The sequence below is a fragment of the Paenibacillus sp. Lou8.1 genome (genome assembly GCF_024213565.1).
GTDB lineage: Bacteria > Bacillota > Bacilli > Paenibacillales > Paenibacillaceae > Paenibacillus > Paenibacillus polymyxa_B.
The window spans coordinates 1-23,318 of sequence record NZ_JANAVN010000015.1 but is presented as its reverse complement, the minus strand read 5'-3'; the positions used below and the strand labels follow the sequence as shown (position 1 = coordinate 23,318).

The 23,318-nt window shown below is 45.3% G+C and carries 21 protein-coding genes; 15 read left to right on the top strand and 6 right to left on the bottom strand.

Translation table 11 applies throughout. From position 1 onward, the window contains the following. Positions 1-15 precede the first annotated feature (15 nt). The 11 genes from NLX78_RS20190 to NLX78_RS20140 all read left to right on the top strand — a co-directional run bounded on the left by NLX78_RS20190 (position 16) and on the right by NLX78_RS20140 (position 11,838). On the top strand, positions 16-591 hold the full coding sequence (locus NLX78_RS20190) for a 3D domain-containing protein (RefSeq protein ID WP_069291488.1): 576 nt from the start codon (positions 16-18) through the stop codon (positions 589-591). A gap of 84 nt (positions 592-675) precedes the next feature. Next, entirely contained in the window at positions 676-984 is a 309-nt protein-coding gene (locus NLX78_RS20185; RefSeq protein ID WP_069291489.1) for a hypothetical protein, read from the top strand. 195 nt (positions 985-1,179) lie between these two features. Further along, complete coding sequence (locus tag NLX78_RS20180; RefSeq protein WP_254351374.1) at positions 1,180-2,766, top strand: S1C family serine protease; 1,587 nt, start codon at positions 1,180-1,182, stop codon at positions 2,764-2,766. A 149-nt stretch (positions 2,767-2,915) separates the two neighbouring features. After that, entirely contained in the window at positions 2,916-3,605 is a 690-nt protein-coding gene (locus NLX78_RS20175; protein WP_069291490.1) for a response regulator transcription factor, read from the top strand. 1 nt (position 3,606) lies between these two features. Then, complete coding sequence (locus NLX78_RS20170) at positions 3,607-5,085, top strand: sensor histidine kinase (protein ID WP_069291491.1); 1,479 nt, start codon at positions 3,607-3,609, stop codon at positions 5,083-5,085. Positions 5,086-5,196: 111 nt separating this feature from the next. Continuing rightward, on the top strand, positions 5,197-6,153 hold the full coding sequence (locus NLX78_RS20165) for a 4-hydroxy-3-methylbut-2-enyl diphosphate reductase (RefSeq protein WP_013309434.1): 957 nt from the start codon (positions 5,197-5,199) through the stop codon (positions 6,151-6,153). A gap of 264 nt (positions 6,154-6,417) precedes the next feature. Then, entirely contained in the window at positions 6,418-7,455 is a 1,038-nt protein-coding gene (aroF, locus tag NLX78_RS20160; RefSeq protein ID WP_013309435.1) for a 3-deoxy-7-phosphoheptulonate synthase, read from the top strand. Positions 7,456-7,726: 271 nt separating this feature from the next. Next, a complete protein-coding gene (gene glnA / locus NLX78_RS20155) occupies positions 7,727-9,151 on the top strand; it encodes a type I glutamate--ammonia ligase (RefSeq protein WP_061829159.1) in 1,425 nt (474 codons plus the stop codon). Positions 9,152-9,416: 265 nt separating this feature from the next. Beyond that, positions 9,417-10,508 (top strand): 3-phosphoserine/phosphohydroxythreonine transaminase, encoded by a 1,092-nt coding sequence (serC, locus tag NLX78_RS20150; RefSeq protein ID WP_081112429.1) that lies wholly within the window; start codon positions 9,417-9,419, stop codon positions 10,506-10,508. Positions 10,509-10,747: 239 nt separating this feature from the next. After that, positions 10,748-11,212 carry a tRNA (uridine(34)/cytosine(34)/5-carboxymethylaminomethyluridine(34)-2'-O)-methyltransferase TrmL gene (gene trmL, locus NLX78_RS20145; RefSeq protein WP_061829161.1) on the top strand — a complete coding sequence of 155 codons (465 nt, stop codon included), beginning with the start codon at positions 10,748-10,750 and terminating at the stop codon, positions 11,210-11,212. A 377-nt stretch (positions 11,213-11,589) separates the two neighbouring features. Continuing rightward, positions 11,590-11,838, top strand: coding sequence for an AbrB/MazE/SpoVT family DNA-binding domain-containing protein (locus NLX78_RS20140; protein ID WP_013309439.1), 249 nt, complete (start codon positions 11,590-11,592; stop codon positions 11,836-11,838). A 98-nt stretch (positions 11,839-11,936) separates the two neighbouring features. Here NLX78_RS20140 and NLX78_RS20135 read toward each other — a convergent pair whose 3' ends face one another. Continuing rightward, positions 11,937-13,004, bottom strand: a complete 1,068-nt coding sequence (locus NLX78_RS20135; protein WP_254351373.1) for a phosphodiester glycosidase family protein — start codon at positions 13,002-13,004, stop codon at positions 11,937-11,939. After that, on the bottom strand, positions 13,001-13,408 hold the full coding sequence (locus tag NLX78_RS20130; RefSeq protein ID WP_013309441.1) for a hypothetical protein: 408 nt from the start codon (positions 13,406-13,408) through the stop codon (positions 13,001-13,003). The genes NLX78_RS20135 and NLX78_RS20130 overlap by 4 nt, the downstream gene beginning before the upstream one ends. A 275-nt stretch (positions 13,409-13,683) precedes the next feature. Between NLX78_RS20130 and NLX78_RS20125 the strand changes: the two genes are divergently transcribed. Further along, entirely contained in the window at positions 13,684-14,340 is a 657-nt protein-coding gene (locus NLX78_RS20125) for a response regulator transcription factor (protein WP_023987808.1), read from the top strand. 50 nt (positions 14,341-14,390) lie between these two features. Continuing rightward, complete coding sequence (locus NLX78_RS20120; protein WP_254351372.1) at positions 14,391-15,644, top strand: aminotransferase-like domain-containing protein; 1,254 nt, start codon at positions 14,391-14,393, stop codon at positions 15,642-15,644. 19 nt (positions 15,645-15,663) lie between these two features. Here NLX78_RS20120 and NLX78_RS20115 read toward each other — a convergent pair whose 3' ends face one another. Beyond that, positions 15,664-16,497: a DUF2161 domain-containing phosphodiesterase gene (locus NLX78_RS20115; protein WP_254351371.1), complete on the bottom strand. Its 834-nt coding sequence runs from the start codon at positions 16,495-16,497 to the stop codon at positions 15,664-15,666. A 283-nt stretch (positions 16,498-16,780) separates the two neighbouring features. Here NLX78_RS20115 and NLX78_RS20110 point away from each other — a divergent pair, with 283 nt between their 5' ends. Then, positions 16,781-18,676, top strand: a complete 1,896-nt coding sequence (locus NLX78_RS20110; protein WP_165176125.1) for a PrkA family serine protein kinase — start codon at positions 16,781-16,783, stop codon at positions 18,674-18,676. 296 nt (positions 18,677-18,972) lie between these two features. Beyond that, entirely contained in the window at positions 18,973-19,995 is a 1,023-nt protein-coding gene (locus tag NLX78_RS20105) for a globin-coupled sensor protein (protein WP_061831409.1), read from the top strand. A 38-nt stretch (positions 19,996-20,033) separates the two neighbouring features. Here the strand turns inward: NLX78_RS20105 and NLX78_RS20100 are convergent, their stop codons facing one another. From NLX78_RS20100 to NLX78_RS20090, 3 genes are all read right to left on the bottom strand, one after another. Beyond that, entirely contained in the window at positions 20,034-20,912 is an 879-nt protein-coding gene (locus NLX78_RS20100; RefSeq protein WP_254351370.1) for an arylamine N-acetyltransferase family protein, read from the bottom strand. Between the two features lie 244 nt (positions 20,913-21,156). Continuing rightward, on the bottom strand, positions 21,157-22,053 hold the full coding sequence (locus NLX78_RS20095) for an aminoglycoside phosphotransferase family protein (RefSeq protein WP_254351369.1): 897 nt from the start codon (positions 22,051-22,053) through the stop codon (positions 21,157-21,159). 18 nt (positions 22,054-22,071) lie between these two features. Continuing rightward, positions 22,072-23,082: an aminoglycoside phosphotransferase family protein gene (locus NLX78_RS20090; protein ID WP_254351368.1), complete on the bottom strand. Its 1,011-nt coding sequence runs from the start codon at positions 23,080-23,082 to the stop codon at positions 22,072-22,074. Between the last annotated feature and the right edge of the window lie 236 nt (positions 23,083-23,318).

Below are 23,318 nucleotides of genomic sequence, written 5' to 3'. Positions count from 1 at the left end.
AAGGGGAGGTTTTTTATGAGATCCATGTTGGTATGGAAACGGATTTTGGGAACCGTGTTAATTGCAACCTGTCTGGTATTGCCCGGCAATGAAGTTTACGGTCACAAAGAACCGGTCCAGCATAAAAAATGGCAGTCCACACCTGTTTTGGCTCCACGCGAAGAGCAGGTTATTACGACCATGACGGTCACGGCTACAGGATATACAGCAGGCTATGAATCGACTGGCAAACGGCCAAGTCATCCCGGCTACGGTATTACGTATTCCGGTGTAAAAGTGCGTCGTGACAAGAACACACTGTCTACGATTGCGGCTGATCCCAAAACGTTTCCTTTGGGAAGCATATTGTACATTCCAGGTTATGGATACGGGATTGTAGCAGATACAGGTTCTGCGATTAAGGGCAATAAAATTGATTTGTATTTTAAAACAACCCGGCAGGTGTATTCTGAATGGGGCAAGAAAGATGTGGATGTTCAAATTATAAAAAAAGGGAACGGAAAATGTACGGAAAAGATGGTAAAATCGCTCCAAAAGGCGATAGAAACGCATAAAACCATTCCGAGTGCGACACTGGATGCTTCCATATAATCCTTGAATATTGTTTTTTCCAACATCACATACTATGTTGCGGGATGAGCTTATCCCGCAAAACATACTGGGAGGTTGAGAATTATGCCAAATCAAGGCGGAAGTTCTTTCACGAACAAAGGCTTCAAGGCAAGCACAGGAAATCAGTTCAAAGCGGAATTTGCACAAGACAATACGGTAGGTGTCGTTTCACAAAAGGTAAAGCAGTCTGAACAAAATAAAATTCAAGACAACTTCCAGACACCAAATGAGAAGTATGATGAAGAATTTGCAACAGATCAAGGCGGTACAGGTGCAGTAGCGCAAAAAGTTCAAAACTCCAGTCGTAACAAAATTCAAAATAATGCTCAAACACCGAACGAAAAGTTCGACGAAAACTTTAACACGAAATAAAAAAGCATATACAATCGATAATGCTCCGGATTATATCCGGGGCATTTCGTTTTAAGTAAAAGTGATTAGGTACAATAGGTCTAAGGTTTTATCTCCTTTTTAATTTTTTTTAAGGTGGAATTAAGGTTTAAAGTGCAAAATAAAGTCAGTTAAACAACACCACCTTGAAGCATAGGGTTTGGGAGGAGATATACAATGGACGAATTTAAAAATAATAACTCCGGACGCCGGAACGACAACGATCAGGTTGATACCGATAACGCAACTCGCCAAAACGATTCGAACGGTTCCTCATATTATTATTCTTACGGCCCTTTTTCTTCAGTTCAATCGGACGGACAACGTAAGGAAGGGCAGTCGTTGGAAAAGGATGTTGAGATTACGGCACCGCAGGCAGTGAGACCTCTTCCTCCCTCTTACCATCGGGCTATGCCTGAGCAGCAGGATGGTTCGGGTCGGAATGGCGGCAACTGGCAATTCAAACCGAATAAGCCCAAGTCGCAGGTAAAAACAATATTCTTATCTTTTTTGGCCGGGATGCTGGTCATTACGGTATTGATGTATACAGCTGACCGAACAAATATGTTCACACCCGAGACGGCGTTGACTTCGGCGGCAGCTGAAAGCGGAGAAACGACTAATTCAGGAACCACCAGCTCGACTCCAAGCGCAGTTCCGGCTGTGATGCCTTCAGGTACCGCTGATGTTCAATCTGTTGTGGCCAAGGCTGGACCGGCAGTCGTCAAAATCGAAACGCTTGCCAAACAAACCAGTGGTAGCAGTGGCAGACAAAGCAGCCCTTATTACAATGACCCGCTGTATCAATACTTTTTCGGTAATCAGTATGGTGACAGTGGCAGCAGCGGTAACAGTAATGAAAATGAAGGTAGCAACAGCGGGCAGCTGACTCCGCTTGGTATTGGTTCCGGCTTTATTTTTGATAAATCGGGTTACGTTCTAACCAACAACCATGTTGTTGAAGGCGCGAGTGTGGTTCAGGTTACAGTAGAGGGAACTAATAAGCCTTACGAAGCCAAAGTCTTGGGCAAAAATGCTGATCTTGATTTGGCGGTACTTAAAATTGAAGGCAAAAACAACTTTCCGACAGTAACTTTGGGTGACTCCGATAACGCTAAAGTCGGCGAATGGATGGTCGCAATCGGCAACCCTGAAGGCTTTGAACATTCGGTAACAGCCGGGGTGCTAAGTGCGAAAGAACGTACGATCACTATTAATAGTGAATCGACTGGAAAACCGACGCAATACAAGCATCTCATTCAGACGGATGCGTCCATTAACCCTGGTAACTCTGGTGGACCGCTGTTAAATCTGCAAGGGCAGGTTATCGGTATGAACGTAGCTGTTAGTGCAGACGCACAGGGAATCGGATTTGCGATTCCGTCCAATACGATTTTGGAAGTGGTCGATAAGCTGAAAAATAACCAGCCTATTCCGAAAGAACCTGTACCTTTCATTGGTGCAAGTCTGTTAAATTTGAGTCCTGAAGTAGCCAAAGAACTGGGTACTTCCCTGACCGAAGGCTCGGTTGTACGGGATATTATATACAAATCACCAGCTTATCAGGCCGATCTGCGTCCTTACGATGTGATTATCGGAGCGAATGGCACGCCTTATAGCACATCACAAGAGCTGATCCAGTTCATTCAAAAACAAAAAGTGGGTACAGCGCTGACACTTAACATCGAACGAGCTGGGCAGAAAAAAGATGTTCAGCTGAAAATTGGCAACAAAAATGACTTTAGCTCGACGCTTCAGCAATAAGATGAAAATTCTACAAAAATGAACAAGTGCACGTAAGAAACGGAAGGAAGATCCCTTCCGTTTCTTGCTGTATGAAGCAGCCAGATGCTACACGCGTCTACTCCTGCTACAATAGAAGGAAAAGAAGAGATAAAGGAGTTCGATCGTGTATGCGTTCTACTATTCTAATCATTGATGACGATGAAAAAATTGTTTCCATGCTGCGCAGAGGGCTGGCATTTGAAGGCTATGAAGTGCTGACAGCCGCCAATGGAGCAGAAGGATTAAATAAAATGTTGACAGCTGAGCCTGATGTGGTCGTGCTAGATGTAATGATGCCGCAGGTCGATGGTTTTGAGGTATGTCGTCGTATGCGGGAGGGTGGAAGTACAGTACCTGTCCTGATGCTTACAGCCAAGGATGAGGTTGAGAATCGGGTTAAGGGCTTGGATCTAGGGGCCGATGATTATCTCGTTAAGCCGTTCGCTCTAGAGGAGCTGCTGGCGCGAGTGCGAGCGCTTTTGCGGCGTAAAACCGAACAACAGGACAATAACGGAAATCGGCTTACCTTCGAGGATTTACAACTGGATAACGAATCCCGCGAAGTGGTTCGTGGCGGCAAACGTTTGGAACTGACGGCCAAAGAATTTGAACTGCTCCATTTGTTCATGCAAAACCCGAAGCGTGTTCTGTCGCGTGATCTGATTATGGACAAAATTTGGGGCTATGACTATAGTGGAGAATCGAATGTGCTGGAAGTATATATTGCCATGCTACGACAAAAAACGGAGCAGGATGGCGGTAAACGACTCATTCGTACAATTCGTGGAGCTGGCTATATTTTAAGAGGTGATATGTAATATGTCTATTCGGTGGCGGCTGACGGCCTGGTATTCGAGCATCTTGGCTATAGTACTAGTCATTTTTGGTCTGGTTACTTACGGACTAGTATATTACTACACATATAATGAAGTGAAAAGTCAGCTTATGACTCAGGCGCCACAGATTAACAAGCAATTACGCCTTATTATAAAAGGGGGATTGTTTGAAGTCCCCAACCTGGATTTGGGATTAGAGCAGGGACGTGGAATAGATGACTCACAGCTCTATGTACAAATTTACAATTATACGTCTGGTGTAACGAAAACGACCCAAAATATGAAAGACCTCAATATCACCTTCCCTGTTCCATCTACAGCGGCAGGAGCAGTTCAAAATGAGGGAATTCGACGTGTGAACGTCAATGGGGATTCCTTTATGATTATTCAACAGCCGATCAAATCCGAGGAGCTGGGCTTGGTGGTCGGGCTGCTACAGGTAGGACAATTCACGGGCTCTCAGGACCGACTCATGAACAGGTTACAAAATGTGCTTGTATACGGCTCGTTGTTTGCATTACTCGCTGCTGCGACTTCAGGTCTCTTTCTGGCTCGCAAGTCTATGAAGCCGCTGGTCAAGGTCATTGAGGGGGCTAATCAGATTCAATCCAGTAATGATTTGAGTGTTCGGATTGAATATGACGGACCACATGATGAAATTGGCCAATTAATCGGGACGGTTAACAACATGCTGGGGCGCACAGAGGTGTTTTACAAGGAGCTGGAAGATGCGTACGGTGCACAGCGCCGTTTTGTGGCTGATGCTTCCCATGAGCTTCGTACGCCGCTAACGACGATCCGTGGCAACGTTGATTTTTTGCTCAAAATGTGGACTACCGAACCAGGAGAGCGACCGAATATGGATGAAGAGATGATTCGCGAGCTTTCTATGGAGGCATTAAATGACATGGCGGATGAAGGCAAACGGATGAGCCGTTTAGTGAGTGATATGTTGTCACTCGCGAGAGCGGACACAGGGAAAACGTTCGATAAGACTCCCGTTGCGCTGGAACCACTTGTAAGTGAGGTTGCCCGTCGTGCTCAGTTTTTAGAGCGAACGGCCGAATGGAATGTGGGAGATTTTTCGTTGCTGAATGGTATTTATATGGATGGCAGCAAGGATTATTTGCAGCAAATGCTATTCATTTTCATTGATAATGCATTCAAATACACACCTGAGGGCACAGTCCGATTTGATGCCATTGTTTATCAAGGACAGGTGGGCCTACGGATCAGTGATACGGGCATTGGAATGGACAAGAGTGAGGTTCCCTTTATTTTTGACCGCTTTTACCGGGCAGATGAGTCACGCGGGGTGACAGAGGGAATTGGGTTGGGGCTATCTATTGCCAAGTGGATTATTGATGAACATCACGGGTCTGTGGAAGTGGTTACGCGCCAAGGAGAAGGAACGACATTTGTCATCTGGCTCCCGGTTAGCTTTTCCGCGCCTTTGGAATAGGCTATAATAGGAAGGCAACTACATCATAGAATTGGCCGGTAAAGGCTAGGATGCCCACAGCTACCGAGTTATCGGAGCTGTATACTGTGTCGAAGAAAGCGGGGGCTCATTTTGGAAGTACTCAGAATTTCGCCCCGGGGTTACTGCTACGGCGTAGTCGATGCCATGGTATTGGCTCGTCAGGCAGCCAGAAATCTGGACTTACCCCGGCCTATTTATATATTGGGCATGATTGTGCATAACAGTCATGTCACCAATTCCTTTGAAGACGAAGGGATTATTACACTGGACGGCCCGAACCGTATGGAGATTTTAAGCCAGGTAGAGAGCGGCACTGTAATCTTCACTGCTCATGGCGTATCACCAGAGGTTCGGAAGCTGGCACGAGACAAGGGGCTGACTACGGTAGATGCGACTTGCCCTGACGTCACAAAGACGCATGATCTGATTCGGGAGAAGTCTGCCGAAGGCTATCAGATTGTTTATATTGGCAAAAAGAATCATCCAGAGCCAGAAGGAGCTATCGGTATTGCTCCTGATCATGTTCATCTGATTGAAAAAGAAGAAGAGATCGACAGTCTTACGTTGCCAGCTGGCAAAATTCTTATCACGAATCAGACGACCATGAGCCAATGGGACATCAAGCACATTATGAAGAAGCTGCTGGAGAAGTTCCCGGGTGCTGAGATACACAATGAAATCTGTTTGGCGACGCAGGTACGTCAGGAAGCGGTAGCTGAGCAGGCTGGACAGGCGGATCTGGTGATCGTTGTCGGTGATCCGCGCAGTAACAATTCAAACCGATTGGCTCAGGTTTCGGAGGAGATTGCTGGTACAACAGCTTATCGTATTTCTGATGTAACCGAGCTGAAGAGAGAGTGGCTTGAAGGTGTAGCCAAAGTGGCTGTGACTTCTGGGGCTTCGACCCCGACACTGATTACCAAAGAGGTTATTACGTATTTGGAGCAGTATGATGCGGCTAACCCGGATACGTGGGAGATTCAGCGAACCATAGATATGAAAAAACTACTGCCTCCTGTACGAGAGAAGTCAAAAACAACGAAATAGTATATGATTGATTACAGCCGTTATTCGGATACAACCATCCGGATAGCGGCTTTTTAAATTGTTTTAATTTGTAGATATTTTCCGGTTAGCTTCGCTAAGTTAGAATATTGAATAATTCGGGATAATTAAGCCTTGACGAGTATAGCTAAAACAGGTATAGTTGCTTTAACGAATAAAAGCTTAAAAGCGAACAAGCGTCTAAGTGTCATAATATTAACCTGTATGTTGGTTTATAAAATATGTTTTATAGAGAGGAAGAAAAAAATGATCGTTATCGCTGGTGTTCAAACACCTGAAGAGCATATTCAAGCTATTGTTGAAGTTATTGAGAAAGAAGGATTGCAGGCTCATGTATCAAGGGGATCGGATCGCACGATCATCGGACTGATCGGTAGCGTAGAGCCCAAACTGGCTGAACATCTGCGTCAAATGAAAGGCGTAGAAAATGTGGTTAAAATATCGAAGTCCTATAAATTGGCCAGCCGTGATTTTCATCCGGAAAATACGGTTATCTCTATTAAAGGTGTAAATATCGGCGGGGGCGAGCTTGTCATTATGGGTGGACCATGTGCTGTTGAGTCTGCTGCACAGATAGATGAAATTGCCGGATTGGTCAAAGCTGCAGGCGCGCAAGTTCTCCGTGGGGGTGCTTTTAAGCCGCGTACAGGGCCATACAGCTTCCAAGGAACGGGTGTAGAAGGTTTAATCATGATGGCTGAGGCGGGGCAAAAGCACGATCTCTTGACCATCACAGAGGTCATGACACCTGAATACGTAGACATCTGCGCGGAATACGCCGATATTCTGCAAGTAGGTACACGTAATATGCAAAACTTTGATTTGCTGCGCAAGCTGGGTACTTGCGGCAAGCCAGTATTGCTCAAGCGCGGTTTCAGCTCGACTTATGATGAGTTCTTGAATGCTGCTGAGTACATCTTGGCAGGCGGCAATCCGAATGTTATGTTGTGTGAGCGCGGTATTCGTACATTCGAAACCTACACTAGAAATACGCTCGACTTGTCCGCGATCCCTGTTTTGCAACAGTTGAGCCATTTGCCGGTCATTTCTGATCCTAGCCATGGCACAGGTAGACGTGAACTGGTTGTTCCTATGACGAAGGCTTCGGTAGCTGCCGGAGCGGATGGTTTAATTATTGAGATGCATACAGACCCTGACAACTCGATGACGGGTGACGGCGTACAATCCCTGTTCCCAGATCAATTTTCAGATTTGCTAAAAGATTTGGAAATATTGGCTCCTGCTGTGGGGAAAACATTTCACACGCCTACTACCATTGCTTAAAACCAATGTTTAACATTAATGCATAAAAGTTTTGCTGCAACGCAGTAATGAGATTTAAATTGCCTAAAAGCCCGATGTTTCGGGCTTTTTGTGCTATTCAAATGTTATCAAGGGCGTAAGCATATCTAACATTAGTTTAAAAAATACCTTACATAGCTATTGACCCGTGTCATGTTTGAGATTTATAATGACGACAGAAAAAAACATTCGATCATGAACATTTCAGGGTTGTATAAGACTTAATGTTCGGAAAAATTGGGAGGAAGAAGACATGTCCGTTGAAAACGTATTGAAAACAATTCAGGAAAATAATATTGAGTGGGTAGATTTTCGTTTTGTAGATTTGTCTGGTCGTGCTCACCATATTTCATTGCCAGCTTCCGAAGTAGATGAAGAGACATTTGTTAACGGTGTTGCTTTCGACGGTTCTTCCATTCCCGGCTATCGTGGCATCGAGGAATCCGACATGGTTATGCTGCCCGATCCAGAAGCGGTTTTTATCGACCCTTTCACTCAGCATCCTACACTGAATATCCTGTGTGACATTGCTACGCCAGACGGCGAAAAATACGACCGCGATCCTCGCGGCATCGCAAAAAAAGCTGAGGCATTTCTGCAATCGGCAGGAGTGGGCACAGCAGCATTTTTTGCACCTGAGTCCGAGTTTTTCATCTTTGATGATGTACGCTACGAAAGCGGCATGAACAGCTCCTCCTTCTTCGTAGATTCCGAGGAAGCAGCTTGGAACACGAACCGTAAGGAAGAAGGCGGCAACCTAGGCTTTAAAGTGGGAGTGAAGGGCGGATATGTACCTGTAGCGCCAGTAGACACCCAACAAGATATCCGTAGTGAAATGTGCCGTTTGCTTGAAGAAGCAGGTCTGAGAATTGAGCGCCATCACCATGAGGTAGCTACGGCAGGCCAGGCGGAAATCAACTTCCGTTTTGATACACTCAAGAAAACAGCAGACAACCTGCTCGTTTATAAATACATTGTACACAACACAGCTCGTCAATATGGTAAAGTGGCAACATTCATGCCGAAACCGATTTTTGGGGATAACGGAAGCGGTATGCACGTTCACCAATCTATTTTCGATGGCGACACTCCTTTGTTCTACGAAAAAGGTGGTTATGCTAATCTGAGCGAAATGGCTCTTCATTACATTGGTGGTATTCTGTACCACGCACCTGCGTTGATCGCTTTGACCAACCCAAGCACCAACTCGTTCAAACGTCTCGTTCCTGGCTACGAAGCACCAGTTAACCTGGTATTCTCCAAAGGTAACCGTTCTGCGGCTGTACGTATTCCAGTAGCAGCTGTTACTCCAAAAGGCTGTCGGATCGAGTTCCGTACACCGGACTCCACAGCTAACCCTTACCTTGCCTTCTCAGCAATGCTGATGGCGGGTCTGGATGGCATCAAGCGCAAACTGAACCCAATCGAATTGGGATATGGTCCACTTGACAGCAACATCTACGAGCTGTCTGACGCTGAAAAAGGTAAAATCCGTAGCGTACCTGGTTCATTGGATGAGGCTCTGGATGCTCTGGAAGCTGACTACGAATTCTTGACTGAAGGCGGCGTATTTACGAAGGACTTTATTGATAACTATGTAGAGCTCAAACGTTCTGAAGCTAAATCGGTGAACATCCGTGTTCATCCACACGAATACAGCCTGTATTTTGACTGCTAATAAGTCGATAGCATAGCTGCTTTGAATAACAAGCATTAGCTTACGGGTAACAGTTGTTATTCAAAATAGGTCTCCGGTCTTATGCCGGGGACCTTTTAATATTAAAGTGAAAATCACAGAATAAAGATGTTAAATATGTTGACATTCACAACTCTGTCACATCATAAATGAAATTGAAAACATTTTTATACAAGTCTTGAACGCATTTATGAATACTGCTATCATAGCGATAATATCCACACCAGAGTAGAGAAGGGATGGGAATTTGTTGAGTAAGAGAGCCTACAATTTTAATGCAGGACCAGCGGCATTGCCGCTCAAAGTACTAGAACGTGTACAAGCTGAATTCGTAGATTTCCAGGGAACAGGGATGTCGATCATGGAAATGTCTCACCGTGGAGCTGTGTATGAATCTGTTCATAATGAGGCGCAGGAACGCCTGTTATCTTTGCTGGGCAATCCACAAGGCTACAAGGTGTTATTCCTACAAGGTGGCGCAAGTACGCAGTTTGCGATGCTGCCTTTAAATTTCTTGAGCGAAGGACAGACTGGGAGCTATGTAATGACAGGTAGCTGGTCGGACAAAGCATATAAAGAAGCCAAGCTACTGGGCAAGGCTCATGTTGCTGCATCCTCCGCTGATGAGAAGTACATGCGTCTTCCGAATGTGGATTCCTTGGACTTGCCTGAGAATACTGCTTATGTGCATATGACGTCCAACGAAACGATTGAAGGTACACAATTTAAGCAATTCCCGGATACGGGTTCCGTACCCTTGATTGTGGACATGTCCAGTGATATTTTTTGCAAGCCTTTTGATGTTACTCAATTTGGATTGATTTACGCTGGCGCACAAAAAAATCTGGGACCTTCTGGTGTGACGGTCGTGATTGCCCGTGAAGAGTTGCTGACTTCCTCACCGGACAATATTCCTACGATGCTGCGTTATAGCACATATGAAAAAAATAACTCTCTCTACAATACTCCCCCATCCTTTGCCATATACATGGTGAATGAAGTGCTGAAATGGATTCAGGAAGAAGGCGGTTTGGAAGGCATTGAGCGTGTGAACCAGCAGAAAGCTGCTTTGCTATACAACCGTATTGACAGTAGCGAAGGCTTCTATCGTGGTTGTGTGGACAGCGCTGATCGCTCTATCATGAATGTAACCTTCCGCCTCGCGAACGAGGATCTGGAAAAACAATTTATTAAGGAATCCGAACAGGCCGGGTTTATCGGACTGAAGGGGCATCGCAGTGTAGGAGGGCTTCGCGCCTCGATCTACAATGCTGTTCCACTGGAGAACTGTCAAGCATTAGCCGAGTTTATGGACGGATTCAAGCAACGTAACAGTTGATTACACGGACATATATTTCGATACACGATATTTGAAATCGAAAATGTAAATGTAGAGCCTTCCCTGAATGTGTATAGGGGAAGGCTTTTAGTGGTGTGGGTTGAAATTTTTGTCGTTTGATGTTCATATCTGTCTGATTTTGTTAAAATAAAAGAATGTGTATGTTTTCAAGGTATACACTTTGGTTAAACTGTAGGTTATTTGTCTGATGAATTTAATGATGAAGGGAACGAAACGTGATGCCATTACATATTGTGCTTGTCGAGCCGGAAATCCCGGCTAACACAGGGAATATTGCTAGAACGTGTGCTGCAACCGGAACTCATCTACATCTGGTGAAGCCACTGGGCTTCCGTACCGACGATGCCACGTTAAAACGGGCCGGACTTGATTATTGGTATGCTGTCCACATTGAATATCATGAGTCTTTTGCTGAAGTGCAGGAGAAATATCAGGAAGGTCGCTTTTTTTATGCGACGACCAAAGCGAATCAGCGATATAGTGATATTGCATTTCAGGATGGAGACTTCTTGGTATTTGGTAAAGAAACGAAAGGTTTGCCGCCAGAGCTGCTAGCTGCTAATCCAAATACATGCATCAAGATGCCTATGTCAGATAAAGTAAGATCTCTAAACTTGTCGAATTCCGCTGCGATTATCGTATATGAAGCGTTGAGACAAATGGATTTTCCAGGTTTATCGTAAAGAACATCGAGTGAACAAGTATAAATGCGAATAAAGAACCAGGACCTTAGTTGGTAATAAAAGTTTCACCTATATTGCTCAAATCTACATGATAGTGGAACTTAAATAAAGGTTGTATGGTCAAAAAATTTGCGAAATTTCTCAGCGAGGGCTAATGATAATTGGCTTTCCGGTCGATAAAAATATTATAGACATTCTGTACCATACTTTGATATGGTTCATGATTTTATGAAAAAATGTAATAAAATTTCCTGTGATCAGCAGGATTCGACAAAAAGACAGCGAATACTACATAAAGAATAGTGTCTTTGTACCTAGTTTTTCGCATGGTAAGAAATTTGTAAGTTATTACTCAATAGGAGAGGTGTACGATTACGATGAAACCTGCCGGTGTGGTACGTAAAGTTGATCAGCTGGGGAGAATAGTTTTGCCTAAGTCACTGCGTAAAAGATATCAAATGAATGAGGGAGATCCTGTCGAAATTTTGGTTCAGGGTGACCACATTATTTTGGAGCGTTATCGTCCAAAATGTGTATTCTGCGGGTCAGTAGAACAAGTGAACGATTTCAAAGACCGTTATATTTGTGCTCAATGCCTGACAGAAATGACACAGTATTCCTCCTAAATGAGGCAAAAGCATCACGACATTCGTTCGTGATGCTTTTTTTCGGATAGTGCCGTACGTCGGCAAGCATATTTAATTTGTTAGCAGACTACACATAGCTATTTATAGAACAAAAAATGAGTAGGGACTGGACGCAAATTACCATCTGACGGTTTGTTTACGACTCGACCGTTAAGTATAAGCGACGAGGAACCGCCTCCGTCCAAATTATAGGCATCTTGAACACCTAGATTGTACATTTTTCCTTGCAGTTCTTCGAGCGTCGCGCCCGAACCCCCGCTTTCATTGTAGCCGTCTACGACAATAATGAGCAACTGATCATCTTTATAGTTGCCAATGACCGTACGTGGGGCCCGCTTGGGGGAGACTTTCCATTTGCCAGGAATAGGCATTTTTTGTCCTCTTTGCAGCAGGACGGGAACGAAGGTAGCACCAAAGGCAGGCTTTAAGCTGTCAAGAGCACCTTGACTGTAAAATTTGCCACCGATAAGCTTGCCATCGTTACTCAGTCCGACGAAGGACAAATCCTTAAAACTGGACTGAAAGCCAGTAAGGTAGTGGCCGTTCAAGACAGTAGTGCTTAATGGATAGCGTTTGCCGTCTCCATCCGCAAAGCCGCCTGCATTGATGCCTGCAATAGCTCCGTGTCTCAAGACTGCACGCATGGTGGTTTCGGAGCCACCCAATTTGTCACTTCCCAAAGACATTTTCATAGCAGTAGGATCTTTAAGTTTGACCTTCATAGCGTAGCCATGATAAATTCCCGGGTTTACCTTAAATAATTCAATGGTAATCCGATTGCTATCTACCCGCTCATAGGGAACCCCCAGTTTGGCGGTGATGCGTCGATCATAGATAATCGCGGGCCGCTTGGACTGCGTAGAGGCAGTCACGACAAGCTGATTCATCGTTTGAGTCGTTTGCTTGTATAGCTCAGAAGTCCGGCGAATTGTAGACAAGGTGTATGTTGCCGTTTGCTTGGCTTCATCAAGCTGCTTGCCTACTGATTGCATTTGTAGAGTGACTTCAGCTTTTTGCAAACTCAAAGAAGTAGACCCAGGAAAGCTCAATGAGGGATGCACTAACAAAATATACCCCAACAAGCCGATAAAAGGAGCAAGGGCCAACATAAAGAACCGGTTCACTTGTTTTGCGTCTACATTCATTTTAGCAAGTCCATTTTTTTCTGAAGTGTATTGAGCTGCTGCTTGACTTCGTTTAATTGGGTATACAGTTTGTTGCTGTTATCGGTCTTATTGTTTGCATTATCCTTCGTAAAGGTCAGTAGTTCATTGAAGGACTGGACTTTTCCCTGCAATCCGCTAACTTCCTTGGAAAGAGCAGTCAGTTGCTTTTCATAGTCAGATTTGAGTGCTTGAATCTGTTGGTCTGTATGGGTCTGCATCTCGTTTAGCATTTGCTGCTTCAAGTGATTGCTATACAGATAGGTTGCGAGAGCACCTAATATAATAAGAATGAACCAAAATAGCAGAAAAGCCTTTACGGGTAACCCCTTTCTTGAATTACTCCGCCGAGCTTCGGCAGGAGGACGTTCAGGTGAAGCTTGCATACGATTTTCAACTCCCGTGTAAAGTCAAATTTCCAGTCTTTATTTGCAGTACCAATTCTATCATGGGCCTATTTATTTCGCAAAAGCGAAATAGCCGTATAAAAATATTGGAAAAAGAGATTGCATCGGAAGGAAGTCCTAGGATACAATTTCCTTAAACGTTTTTCGCTTCCTATACGTTCACATTCGCGCAATTTCTACATATGCAATCCCTAATTTTAGAATTATTTTCGCTACTAACTATGTATTTTTTTGTAAACTCAGGAGGTTTAGATATGAGAAAAGTATGGCAGGTGGTCATCATAGATATCCATCCTACAAGTATGCTGGGAACAAAGCTTATTTTGGAAGACCAGCAGGATTTGCTTGTCAGAGGGATGTCTTCCTCCGGAACGGAAGGCTTGGAGCTGGCTTGCTCCATTCGACCGGAAATCATTTTAATGGACTACAGGTTGCCTGAGGGAACGGCGGAACCATTTTTGACACAAATGCGGGCCTTGTCTCCAGACAGCCATATTGTTATTATGACGGATGAGGATAATATCACGTTGTTTCAGCAGCTAATTTCGCTCGGAGCAAATGGAATGTTATCCAAACAGGCATCACCGAGCCAGTTAATCCATTTGATCAACGGTTTGCGCGAAGGATTTGCTTCTTTACCAATGGATTGGATTCGGTGTGGAAACTGGCCCTTTATGCCGTTAATGGCATCCGAGCCTTTTGACGAATTGACACAAACCGAAGTATTTATTATGGAACGTATTGTACAAGGAATTACATATGACAAAATTGCTATCGAGATCGAAGTTAGCCGGCGCTCCATTGATAATTATCTACGTAAAATTTATGCGAAATTAGGCGTGTCCAGCCGGGCGCAGGCGATTGAACGTTATGCCTTATATGCGCGTCAGATGAAGCAGCTATATGCCTGATGCGTCAGCCCGGAGATCATGACCTATTTTTCAGGAGAAGGAGGATGTTCATGCAATATTCCTTTGCTTCACGAACGGCTGCGATGTTGGCTTCTCCAGTGCGTCATATCCGGGAAAATGCGAGAAGACACTCCTTTATATCTCTGGCTGAAGAACTACCTGCACAAGAGCTGTTTCCGGTGAAGCTGCTGGAAGAAGCGGCCCATGATGTGTTTGGCTCCGGCCCTGACGCCCTCCAGTATGGTGAACCGGAGGGCTATTTCCCTTTGCGAGCATGGCTTGCGGGAGAGTGGGAACAGCGTAAAGGAGTAAGAGTACCACCAGGTCAAATCCTCCTCACGACAGGCAGTCAGCAGGCCATTGACCTGATCATAAGGCTGATGGTGGATGAGCGTGATCCGGTATTGGTCGAAAACCCTACGTCTCCTGGATGTTTACAAGTGCTATCTATGCAGGGTGCTCAGATCGTTCCTGTAGAATCAGATGGGGAAGGTGTCATTCCTGATAAGCTTGAAGCTTTAATGATCCGTTATCGACCCAAGCTTTTTTTTGCCACGCCGACGTTTACGAATCCGACGGGCTCCTTATGGAGCGCGGCTAGGCGTCAGGAAATTTTGAATCTGTGCAGGCATCATGAGGTGCTAGTAGTTGAGGATGATTCTTATGGTGAATTGCATTTAAAGCAAAAAAATGAGTTCGATGACAAGAGTCCACATGGTCAGAGTCGAAAATTTGCAGAGACTTACCCCTCTCTATTTGCGCTGGATCATGCGGGTCAGGGCGGCCAAGTGCTCTATATCGGTTCGTTCAATAAAACAGTTGCTCCTGCGCTAAGAACGGGTTGGGCTGCTGGTCCTGCACCGCTGATTGAAGGGATGTACGCCTTGAAGCAGCTGGCCGATATGCAATCCAGTACGATGAACCAACGGCTGCTGTTCCAATTGCTGACCAGCTCGCGTTTTCAATGGCACGAGCACTTAGCGATGCTGAACAAGGAATATTCGACTCGACTTCAATTAATCTTGGAGCTGCTCAAGCGCCCGTTTTGGAAAGACGTGACGTATCATATTCCGTCCGGTGGCATGTATGTATGGGTGCAGTTGCCCGATGGGCTGGACAGCGCATTGCTGCTAAAGGCGGCGTTACCCAAAGGCGTAGCCTTTATGCCAGGTGCGCTATGTGCGGTTGGCAGTGAAGGCGCGTCCCATATTCGCCTTAATTTTAGCCATCCGGGCCGTGAGCAATTGCTTATGGGCATGAATCTGATCGGTGAGACGATTAGCGAATTTACTGCGCGGAGCTAGCGAAAACCATTGCCCCATGTCAGTCATCCTCCGCTTCCATAACAACGGTGGAGTAAGTGATTGGCGCTTCCGCAATCTGGAGCTGTCCACTGTCCTCGTCAAGCTCTGCGTCTATTTCAGCGGCCGTTTTTATGCCATGCTCTTGCAGTACTGCCGCATACTCGTTCAGGGCAGCTTCGCCAAACGGAGTCAGTCGATAGCGGCCGCGGGATACGCGCTCAAACCAGCCGTAGTAGTTGTGCTGAAGTACGGCAGCAGCTGTGCTGACGGCTGCTATGCGAGCGAGCTGCGCCGGGGCAGCTTCCCCCAAGCCCTGCAAGGCTGCGGCTACGCGCAGCGCTTTTTCCCGGTAGGCAGTGACCAGCTTGCGTCGGGTGCTGCCGCCGGTATTGTGGTCACCGCTGCGTGCGTGAAATTCCCGCAGCAGCTTTTCCTTGCGCGAGCCGTGGCGTACCGTTGCTGCATTGTGGACATTGTCGCTATGCGCCGCAGGCTTACACAGTACCTCAACGAGCGGCGGCTTCGTTTTAAAATGGGTGACGGTGAGCAAGCCAAGTCCCAACTGGCGGCACAGTCCGACCAGCTCGTTCCAGCGTTGATTCACGGCCCCTTTTTTGGCACGATTTCGTTCTACAGCTACATATACATTGCTGCTTAGTTTCAAACGCTGCATGCCTTGCAGCACAAGCGCCAGGTTAAACGTCTTTTTGATCTCCACAATCAATGGTGTCTGTTGCCCTGGCTTGATACCCACCAAATCGCAGTTGCGCACCTCTCCTTTGACTTCATATCCCAAGTTCTCAAAAAAGGCTTTCACCGGAGCGTACAGCTCCGTCTCATGCCGAACCGCCATGACTTCTTCCGCTCCTTTATCCCATTATTCCGAGCTTATATTGTACCATAATGCGTCAGGTCCTCGTTGTTGTTGTATATTTTAGCACAGTGTATCCCTTGGTTTTTTCGAAAAAGCAGAGAGACCTGTCACAAAAAATAGGTCAATTCTGAAATCAATCTGCATAGGTATGTATTACACTTTTTTTAAGGGGATTGCATCATATCCTGAAAGGCGTGACGAGTGTAGCCATAATCATCAGGAGTGGAGGATAGTCATTACGCAGTCATGGGAGGAACCGAGCATGAATATTTTTGAACGCGTTGCGGAGTACCGGGCGGAAAACAACCGTCTGGCCTGGAGCGGCACTTTTAGAGAGTATATTGAGATACTCAAGAAAGACCCGACGCCGGCGATGACAGCTCATGCACGGGTTTACAAGATGATTGAATCTTTTGGTGTAGAAGAGGTTGGGGGACATAAGCGATACAAATTTTTTGAGCAGGAGATCTTTGGACTGGATCGAGCGCTGGAAAAGTTGGTGGAGGAATATTTCCATTCCTCAGCCAGGCGGCTCGATGTGCGCAAGCGTATCCTTCTTTTGATGGGACCCGTCAGTGGGGGGAAATCGACACTGGTCACGTTGCTAAAACGTGGTCTGGAGAAATTTTCAAGAACGGATCAGGGAGCCGTATACGCGATTGAAGGCTGCCCCATGCACGAGGACCCGCTGCATCTGATTCCCCATGAGCTGCGTCCCGATTTTGAAAAGGAGCTGGGTGTACGGATTGAAGGTAATCTCTGCCCATCCTGCCAGATGAGATTGCGCACGGAATTTGATGGTGATATTGAAAAGGTCCGCGTGGAGCGGGTATTTATATCGGAAGAAAACCGGATTGGTATTGGTACGTTCAGCCCTTCTGATCCGAAGTCACAGGATATTGCTGATTTGACGGGCAGCATCGACTTTTCCACGATTACAGAGTATGGTTCGGAATCCGATCCGCGTGCGTATCGGTTTGACGGAGAATTGAACAAAGCGAATCGTGGACTGATGGAGTTTCAGGAAATGCTGAAATGCGATGAGAAGTTTTTGTGGAATTTGCTTTCTCTGACCCAAGAGGGAAATTTTAAGGCTGGGCGGTTTGCGCTCATCAGTGCAGATGAACTGATCGTGGCTCACACCAATGAATCCGAGTATAAAAGCTTTATTGCAAACAAAAAGAACGAGGCGTTGCAATCACGGATGATTGTAATGCCGATTCCTTATAACCTGAAAGTATCTGAGGAAGAAAAGATTTACGCCAAGCTCATTGATCAAAGTGATATGAGACATATCCACATTGCGCCTCATGCGCTGAGAACGGCTGCCATTTTCTCCGTGCTTACCCGCTTGAAGGAGACGAAGAAACAGGGGATGGATCTGGTCAAAAAGATGCGCATGTATGACGGTGAAGAGGTCGAAGGATACAAGGAAGCCGATCTGAAGGAAATGCAAAGTGAGTTTCTGGAGGAAGGTATGTCCGGGGTAGACCCGCGGTACGTCATTAATCGTATTTCTAGTGCATTGATTAAGCAAAATGTGGAATCCATCAATGCCCTAGACATTTTACGAGCAATTAAGGATGGTCTGGATCAACATGCCTCCATCACAAAGGAAGAACGGGAGCGGTATCTGAATTTCATTTCCGTGGCTCGTAAGGAATATGACGAATTGGCGAAAAAAGAAGTGCAGAAGGCCTTTGTGTACTCTTTCGAGGAATCAGCCAAGACGCTGTTTGACAACTATTTGGATAACATCGAAGCTTTTTGCAATTGGGCGAAAATTCGCGATCCGCTCACAGATGAGGAACTCGACCCGGATGAGCGGCTCATGCGCTCTATTGAGGAGCAAATCGGGGTATCGGAAAATGCGAAAAAAGCGTTCCGTGAAGAAATATTAATCCGTATTTCCGCGTATTCTCGCAAGGGACGAAAGTTTGAGTATCATCATCATGATCGGCTGCGAGAAGCCATTGAGAAGAAGCTGTTCGCCGATTTGAAGGATATTGTGAAGATTACGACTTCGACCAAAACGCCTGACGCTAATCAGCTCAAACGGATGAATGAGGTGATTAAGCGACTGATTGAGGAGCACGGCTACACAGGAGCCAGCGCCAACGATCTGTTAAGGTATGTAGGTAGCCTCCTGAATCGGTAAGACGAATAATAAACAAGTACAGTATGGTGAAACCATGGGTTGATCTGGATGGTGTCATACGGTTGTGAGGTATCCGATGAACGTGTTTCGTAGAGGGAATTCGGCAAGCACAGGGGATTTCAGGTGCTGCCGGATTCTTTTTTTTGTATCATTAAGCAGTTGAGTTTATATATAATTTTTCTGAAATTGCTATGAAAAAAATCATAATCAATCTTCTGCTTTTTTAACATTTTCTAAAAAGTTGCCGATAAATATGGTAATGTAAAATCTATGTAAACTATTATTTGGAGGAACTTATGATTCATGTCGCGGAGAGTAGATTAAAACAGATACAATATATTGGTATTACTGATGATGATTTGGCTTTATTGCATCATTATCAGGGACTATTCCAATCTATTGTGAATGAGGTGGTCGATCGGTTTTATGAGCATGTAGAAAAGGTTCCGCATCTCATGTCGATTATTTCCAAATGGTCGAATATTGAACGACTAAAACAAACACAACGTGAATACTGGCTTTCTCTCGCAGATGGAAAAATAGATGATCAGTTTATCGAACACCGTCTTTTTGTGGGGCAGGTACATTCCCGAATCGGATTGTCTTCCGATTATTATTTAGGCACGTACATTGCTTATCTTGATATTGCAGTCGACATTTTAAAACGTTCGGGGATAGAGGATTGGTTTTCTATTGTGCATGCTCTTTCCAAAATGTTCAACCTGGATTCCCAGCTTGTACTGGAAGCTTATCAGGAAAAGGAAAAGGAACAAATCAACGAGCTGGCCGACGAACAAACGCAGGTGTTGACCGTTGTGTCCCGAATTGCGCAAAATTTGACCGGGATGATTGCTGAGCTTAGGGAAAATACGGATAATATCGCGGAGAGTGCCTGCAACACTGCTTCTTCGCAGGAACATACAGAGGAATTGGTACAGCATTTGAGTGACGAGATTAAGCATATTGAGCAGATGAGCGGTACGATCCGGGAACTGTCCGATCAGACTCATCTGCTGGGACTGAATGCGGCGATTGAAGCTGCCCATGCGCAGGAAGCAGGGCGCGGGTTTCAAATTGTGGCACAGGAGGTGCGAAAGCTTGCATCTAATTCGAAGCAAGCACAGGAGCAAATTCAGCGCAAGGTGCTGGATATTGCCCGTATGCTTGACAGTGTGCAATCCGAAACAGCTGTCACAACAGCCAGTGCCCGGCAACAGGCTTCCAGCTCAGAGGAATTGGCTTCGTTCACAAAGCTGATCGAAAACATGGTGAAGGAATTGGAAATGCTGCAGCACTCCTCGGAAATGCTAAAGGTGTAAGATGTGGCTTGAAGGCTATCCTTACGTTGGAGGCTTCACTACTGTAACGATTCAGTCATAGACTTTTTCCATTCTATATGAGCCGCAAGTACTCTTTTCCATAACTCGTCCCGTTCCTGGCGACTGTAGTTAACGAGCGGCTCGCCAAATACATCTGCCAACACTTCTAGCCACTGCGACTTCTTATCCAGTTCTATTTTTTCCAAACTGTGTAGCCCGCGTCTTTTCCAAATACATCCTCTGAGTTCATTCGCCTCTAATGCTTGCCTTTGCCGAATCAGAAACAGGTTAAACCATGGAGATTCCGCTGAGCGGCTATAGAAATGATGTTTCGGCATAAATTCTTCCAAATCCTGAACAACCGCAGGGAAAAAATCAACGCCAACAAATGAAGCAAGTGAGTCATGCTCTAAGCGCCAACCTTTTGTAACAACTCCGGATTCCATAACTTTATAATGAAGAGGGGCTTGTTCATAAGTCCCCATACGGAGTGGAAGAGGCTCATAGGGCATATCGCCTAGCCCGACATCAACAATCCATACTTCATCTTCATGATGCTCATTTAGCAAGTTCACTGTTAGTCCAAGATGAAATGAATTAATGCGTGGTTCAGCTCCCAGAGGTTGTACCCCGGCACGATGCAGAGAGACTTTGTACCCTAGTGAATATAGTAGTGCACTAAAGGCACCATTCAGATGAAAACAATAACCACTTCTCCCATGTAGAATGAGTTGAATGGATTCTCGAAAACCAATGGCTGCCGGCTTCCTTGCGAAAATGTCCAATGTTTGCCATGAAAGATGTTTTACATGAGCCTTATGCAGTTCAACTAAATAGGAAAGGGTAGGAGGCTGAATTTCGGGAATTCCGATTCTGTTTAAATAAGCTTTTATTTCTTCTTTTGTCATGGTGTACATGTACCATCACCTCTATTGTTAGTTTCCCAAATTCTCTTATCGAAACCATTAAGCATTGAGTCTTAGCATCATTGTAGAAGGGGGAAGTGCTGTTTACAATGCTATACATTTTTGGTTGTACCGGTACAGTCAGCAATTCGATTGGCTTTAGCGACATGCGTTTTTCCTGTAGTTGGTTGTCAGAACACAAAAAAACAGACCGCTTCATCGGGTCTGTTTTTTTGTTTAGTTCCAAGCTGACAGATTATAAGAGTGATCTAAGTTCACGTCGGTATTTGTTCAAATGCGCGAACGACGGAATGACTCGCTTGGCAGAACGGAAGCCGCCTATTCTGATATTGCGGACCACATGATAGGGAGAGATCAATAGTGCGTGAAGCAGATGCAAATCATGGGTGCTCAATGGACGATATCGTTGATAGTAATCTATCGCGCGCAGCATCTTTGTCCCATTCCAAAGACAATTCCGATGAAGAAGATGGGAGAGATCTTTCATCCTTACATGTAGGGAGCAATTTTCAAAGTCGATCATATGGATTTTGAGCTGTTTGTCTTTAATCAGATTGGGATAATTATAGTCGCCGTGTATAAATGCGGCGGCTTTTTGCTCCTGAGCAATGGCTTCTCTAACTTTGGGCTGCTGTAGGCGATGGGACACTTCCTCACAAAGAGCTACGAGATGTGCTGTGCCTCTGTATGGGATGAGGCGTTTTTTGTATCCAGCTATTTCATCGCTCAAGTCTTCATAACGGATTCTGGATGGCGGAGCTTCAGTGACAGGAAAGCCCACGGCACTGGAATGGAATTTGGCTAAAGTAGCAATTCCCTTTTTGAAGTCTATTCTTTTTGTGAATTCTGGTCTGAGTCCATGAACCCAATTGGTTAATGTATACGAAACACCTTCATAGGTCATGTAAGCCGTTTGTTGTACTGTTGGATAGACCTTTTGGCTGCGTGTAAACCCGCGCTCATCCAAGTAGGACAAGACACGTGTAATAAAACGGATCTCTTCTTCCGGGAATTTGTAGGGTTTTAAGCAATAAGTCGTATTAGCGGTCTCAATCTTGTGAATGTCCTTCATTTGACGGCTACGCTGAATTTTGATTCCGTACATCTGCTCAACGTTCGATAAAATCGACATTTTGCTCCTCACTTTCTTTTATACATGAGCCCAATCCTGCAAAATATGGATGATTTGTAATCGAAGAGGCCACGACTGATCCCAATTGTCCAGGATTTCGCGATCTCTTGAACGATTCGGGTGTCGGGAAGCATGCCAGGCTTCTCGTGGTAGTTTATATAAAGCTGTAACAATCTTCCGTTCAGTACGGCTTAGCGGTTTGCGTTTTTGGTATCCCTTCAGCAAGGATTGCACAAATTCAGGGTTGAATTGAGTCGTATTCATAAGGGCCTTTGCCAAATCAGCATAGGCTGAGCCGATCTTAACCCGATCCCAATCAATGATTTTGAGATGACCGTCATCCGAAATAATGACATTTGGGGTAGTGATATCACTGTGTATCAAGGAGGGATGCCGATGTTCCATCCGAAGCAGCCTTATAATGGATGCATCCTGCAAATCCTTCCATGCTCGCGTGGATAAACGTTTGCAGTCTTCGCCGTGAGCATTGTACCAGTTGCGGTACGTTTTATCATGGCGACTGGTTTTTGTCATTTTTTTTTGAAAAAGACGATCCTGGTTTTTCCATATCCGCAATTGTTGAATGGTCGGAGGGGACTTTCCTTTATCCATCTGATGCAAGCCGGTGGAGGTGACGTGAAGTGTGGCAAGTGCCCGCCCCAGTTTTTCGAAATCTTCAGCGGTCTCCAGTCCCCGTCCTTTGATCCACTGACTTACATAAAATGGCGTTCCCTGATACAGAGTCCATAACTTGCCGGAATGAGTGGGGAGCCATGCGGGCATGTAGGTATACTTTCTCTTTTTCAAAAGCCTGATATGGCTCCCAGCTCGTTCCATCTGTTGAATCGTATTTGAACGGACCATCTTTGTACGACTAAAGGGTTTTAATGCATAAGTTCCCTTTTTCGTTTTCACCTGGATCACTGCATTTTTTCGGTATAATGATGAGACTAAGCTTGATTTTAACGGGATCAGGCCGAAACGACGGGTGATTTTGCGAATCTGTGCTTTAGTATAGGATTTCGCCATAAGAACCTCACTTGACTTTGGATTGAAGAAAAAAGGTAATCCTCTGTTAGTTATCAGTCTATTCATGAAGAAATAATAGGTGCAGTTTTATGGAGCCATCTTCGTTCTTTTCCTGTGTCACATTGGTCAAAAAAACGGAGCAGCGAAAGTTCGCTGCTCCGTCAGATTGTCGAGAAACCCCGTCTTTTGAGACGTGGGTTTCTTTTTCTTTACATCATAAGGCTCTGGTCTCTGGA

What these genes read in the sequence shown, in the direction of transcription:
- NLX78_RS20190 (WP_069291488.1), top strand. Translation starts at nt 16, where the DNA reads ATGAGATCCATGTTGGTATGGAAACGGATTTTGGGAACCGTGTTAATT.
- NLX78_RS20185 (WP_069291489.1), top strand. Translation starts at nt 676, where the DNA reads ATGCCAAATCAAGGCGGAAGTTCTTTCACGAACAAAGGCTTCAAGGCA.
- NLX78_RS20180 (WP_254351374.1), top strand. Translation starts at nt 1,180, where the DNA reads ATGGACGAATTTAAAAATAATAACTCCGGACGCCGGAACGACAACGAT.
- NLX78_RS20175 (WP_069291490.1), top strand. Translation starts at nt 2,916, where the DNA reads ATGCGTTCTACTATTCTAATCATTGATGACGATGAAAAAATTGTTTCC.
- NLX78_RS20170 (WP_069291491.1), top strand. Translation starts at nt 3,607, where the DNA reads ATGTCTATTCGGTGGCGGCTGACGGCCTGGTATTCGAGCATCTTGGCT.
- aroF (WP_013309435.1), top strand. Translation starts at nt 6,418, where the DNA reads ATGATCGTTATCGCTGGTGTTCAAACACCTGAAGAGCATATTCAAGCT.
- glnA (WP_061829159.1), top strand. Translation starts at nt 7,727, where the DNA reads ATGTCCGTTGAAAACGTATTGAAAACAATTCAGGAAAATAATATTGAG.
- trmL (WP_061829161.1), top strand. Translation starts at nt 10,748, where the DNA reads ATGCCATTACATATTGTGCTTGTCGAGCCGGAAATCCCGGCTAACACA.
- NLX78_RS20140 (WP_013309439.1), top strand. Translation starts at nt 11,590, where the DNA reads ATGAAACCTGCCGGTGTGGTACGTAAAGTTGATCAGCTGGGGAGAATA.
- NLX78_RS20135 (WP_254351373.1), bottom strand. Translation starts at nt 13,004, where the DNA reads ATGAATGTAGACGCAAAACAAGTGAACCGGTTCTTTATGTTGGCCCTT.
- NLX78_RS20130 (WP_013309441.1), bottom strand. Translation starts at nt 13,408, where the DNA reads ATGCAAGCTTCACCTGAACGTCCTCCTGCCGAAGCTCGGCGGAGTAAT.
- NLX78_RS20125 (WP_023987808.1), top strand. Translation starts at nt 13,684, where the DNA reads ATGAGAAAAGTATGGCAGGTGGTCATCATAGATATCCATCCTACAAGT.
- NLX78_RS20120 (WP_254351372.1), top strand. Translation starts at nt 14,391, where the DNA reads ATGCAATATTCCTTTGCTTCACGAACGGCTGCGATGTTGGCTTCTCCA.
- NLX78_RS20115 (WP_254351371.1), bottom strand. Translation starts at nt 16,497, where the DNA reads ATGGCGGTTCGGCATGAGACGGAGCTGTACGCTCCGGTGAAAGCCTTT.
- NLX78_RS20110 (WP_165176125.1), top strand. Translation starts at nt 16,781, where the DNA reads ATGAATATTTTTGAACGCGTTGCGGAGTACCGGGCGGAAAACAACCGT.
- NLX78_RS20105 (WP_061831409.1), top strand. Translation starts at nt 18,973, where the DNA reads ATGATTCATGTCGCGGAGAGTAGATTAAAACAGATACAATATATTGGT.
- NLX78_RS20100 (WP_254351370.1), bottom strand. Translation starts at nt 20,912, where the DNA reads ATGTACACCATGACAAAAGAAGAAATAAAAGCTTATTTAAACAGAATC.
- NLX78_RS20095 (WP_254351369.1), bottom strand. Translation starts at nt 22,053, where the DNA reads ATGTCGATTTTATCGAACGTTGAGCAGATGTACGGAATCAAAATTCAG.
- NLX78_RS20090 (WP_254351368.1), bottom strand. Translation starts at nt 23,082, where the DNA reads ATGGCGAAATCCTATACTAAAGCACAGATTCGCAAAATCACCCGTCGT.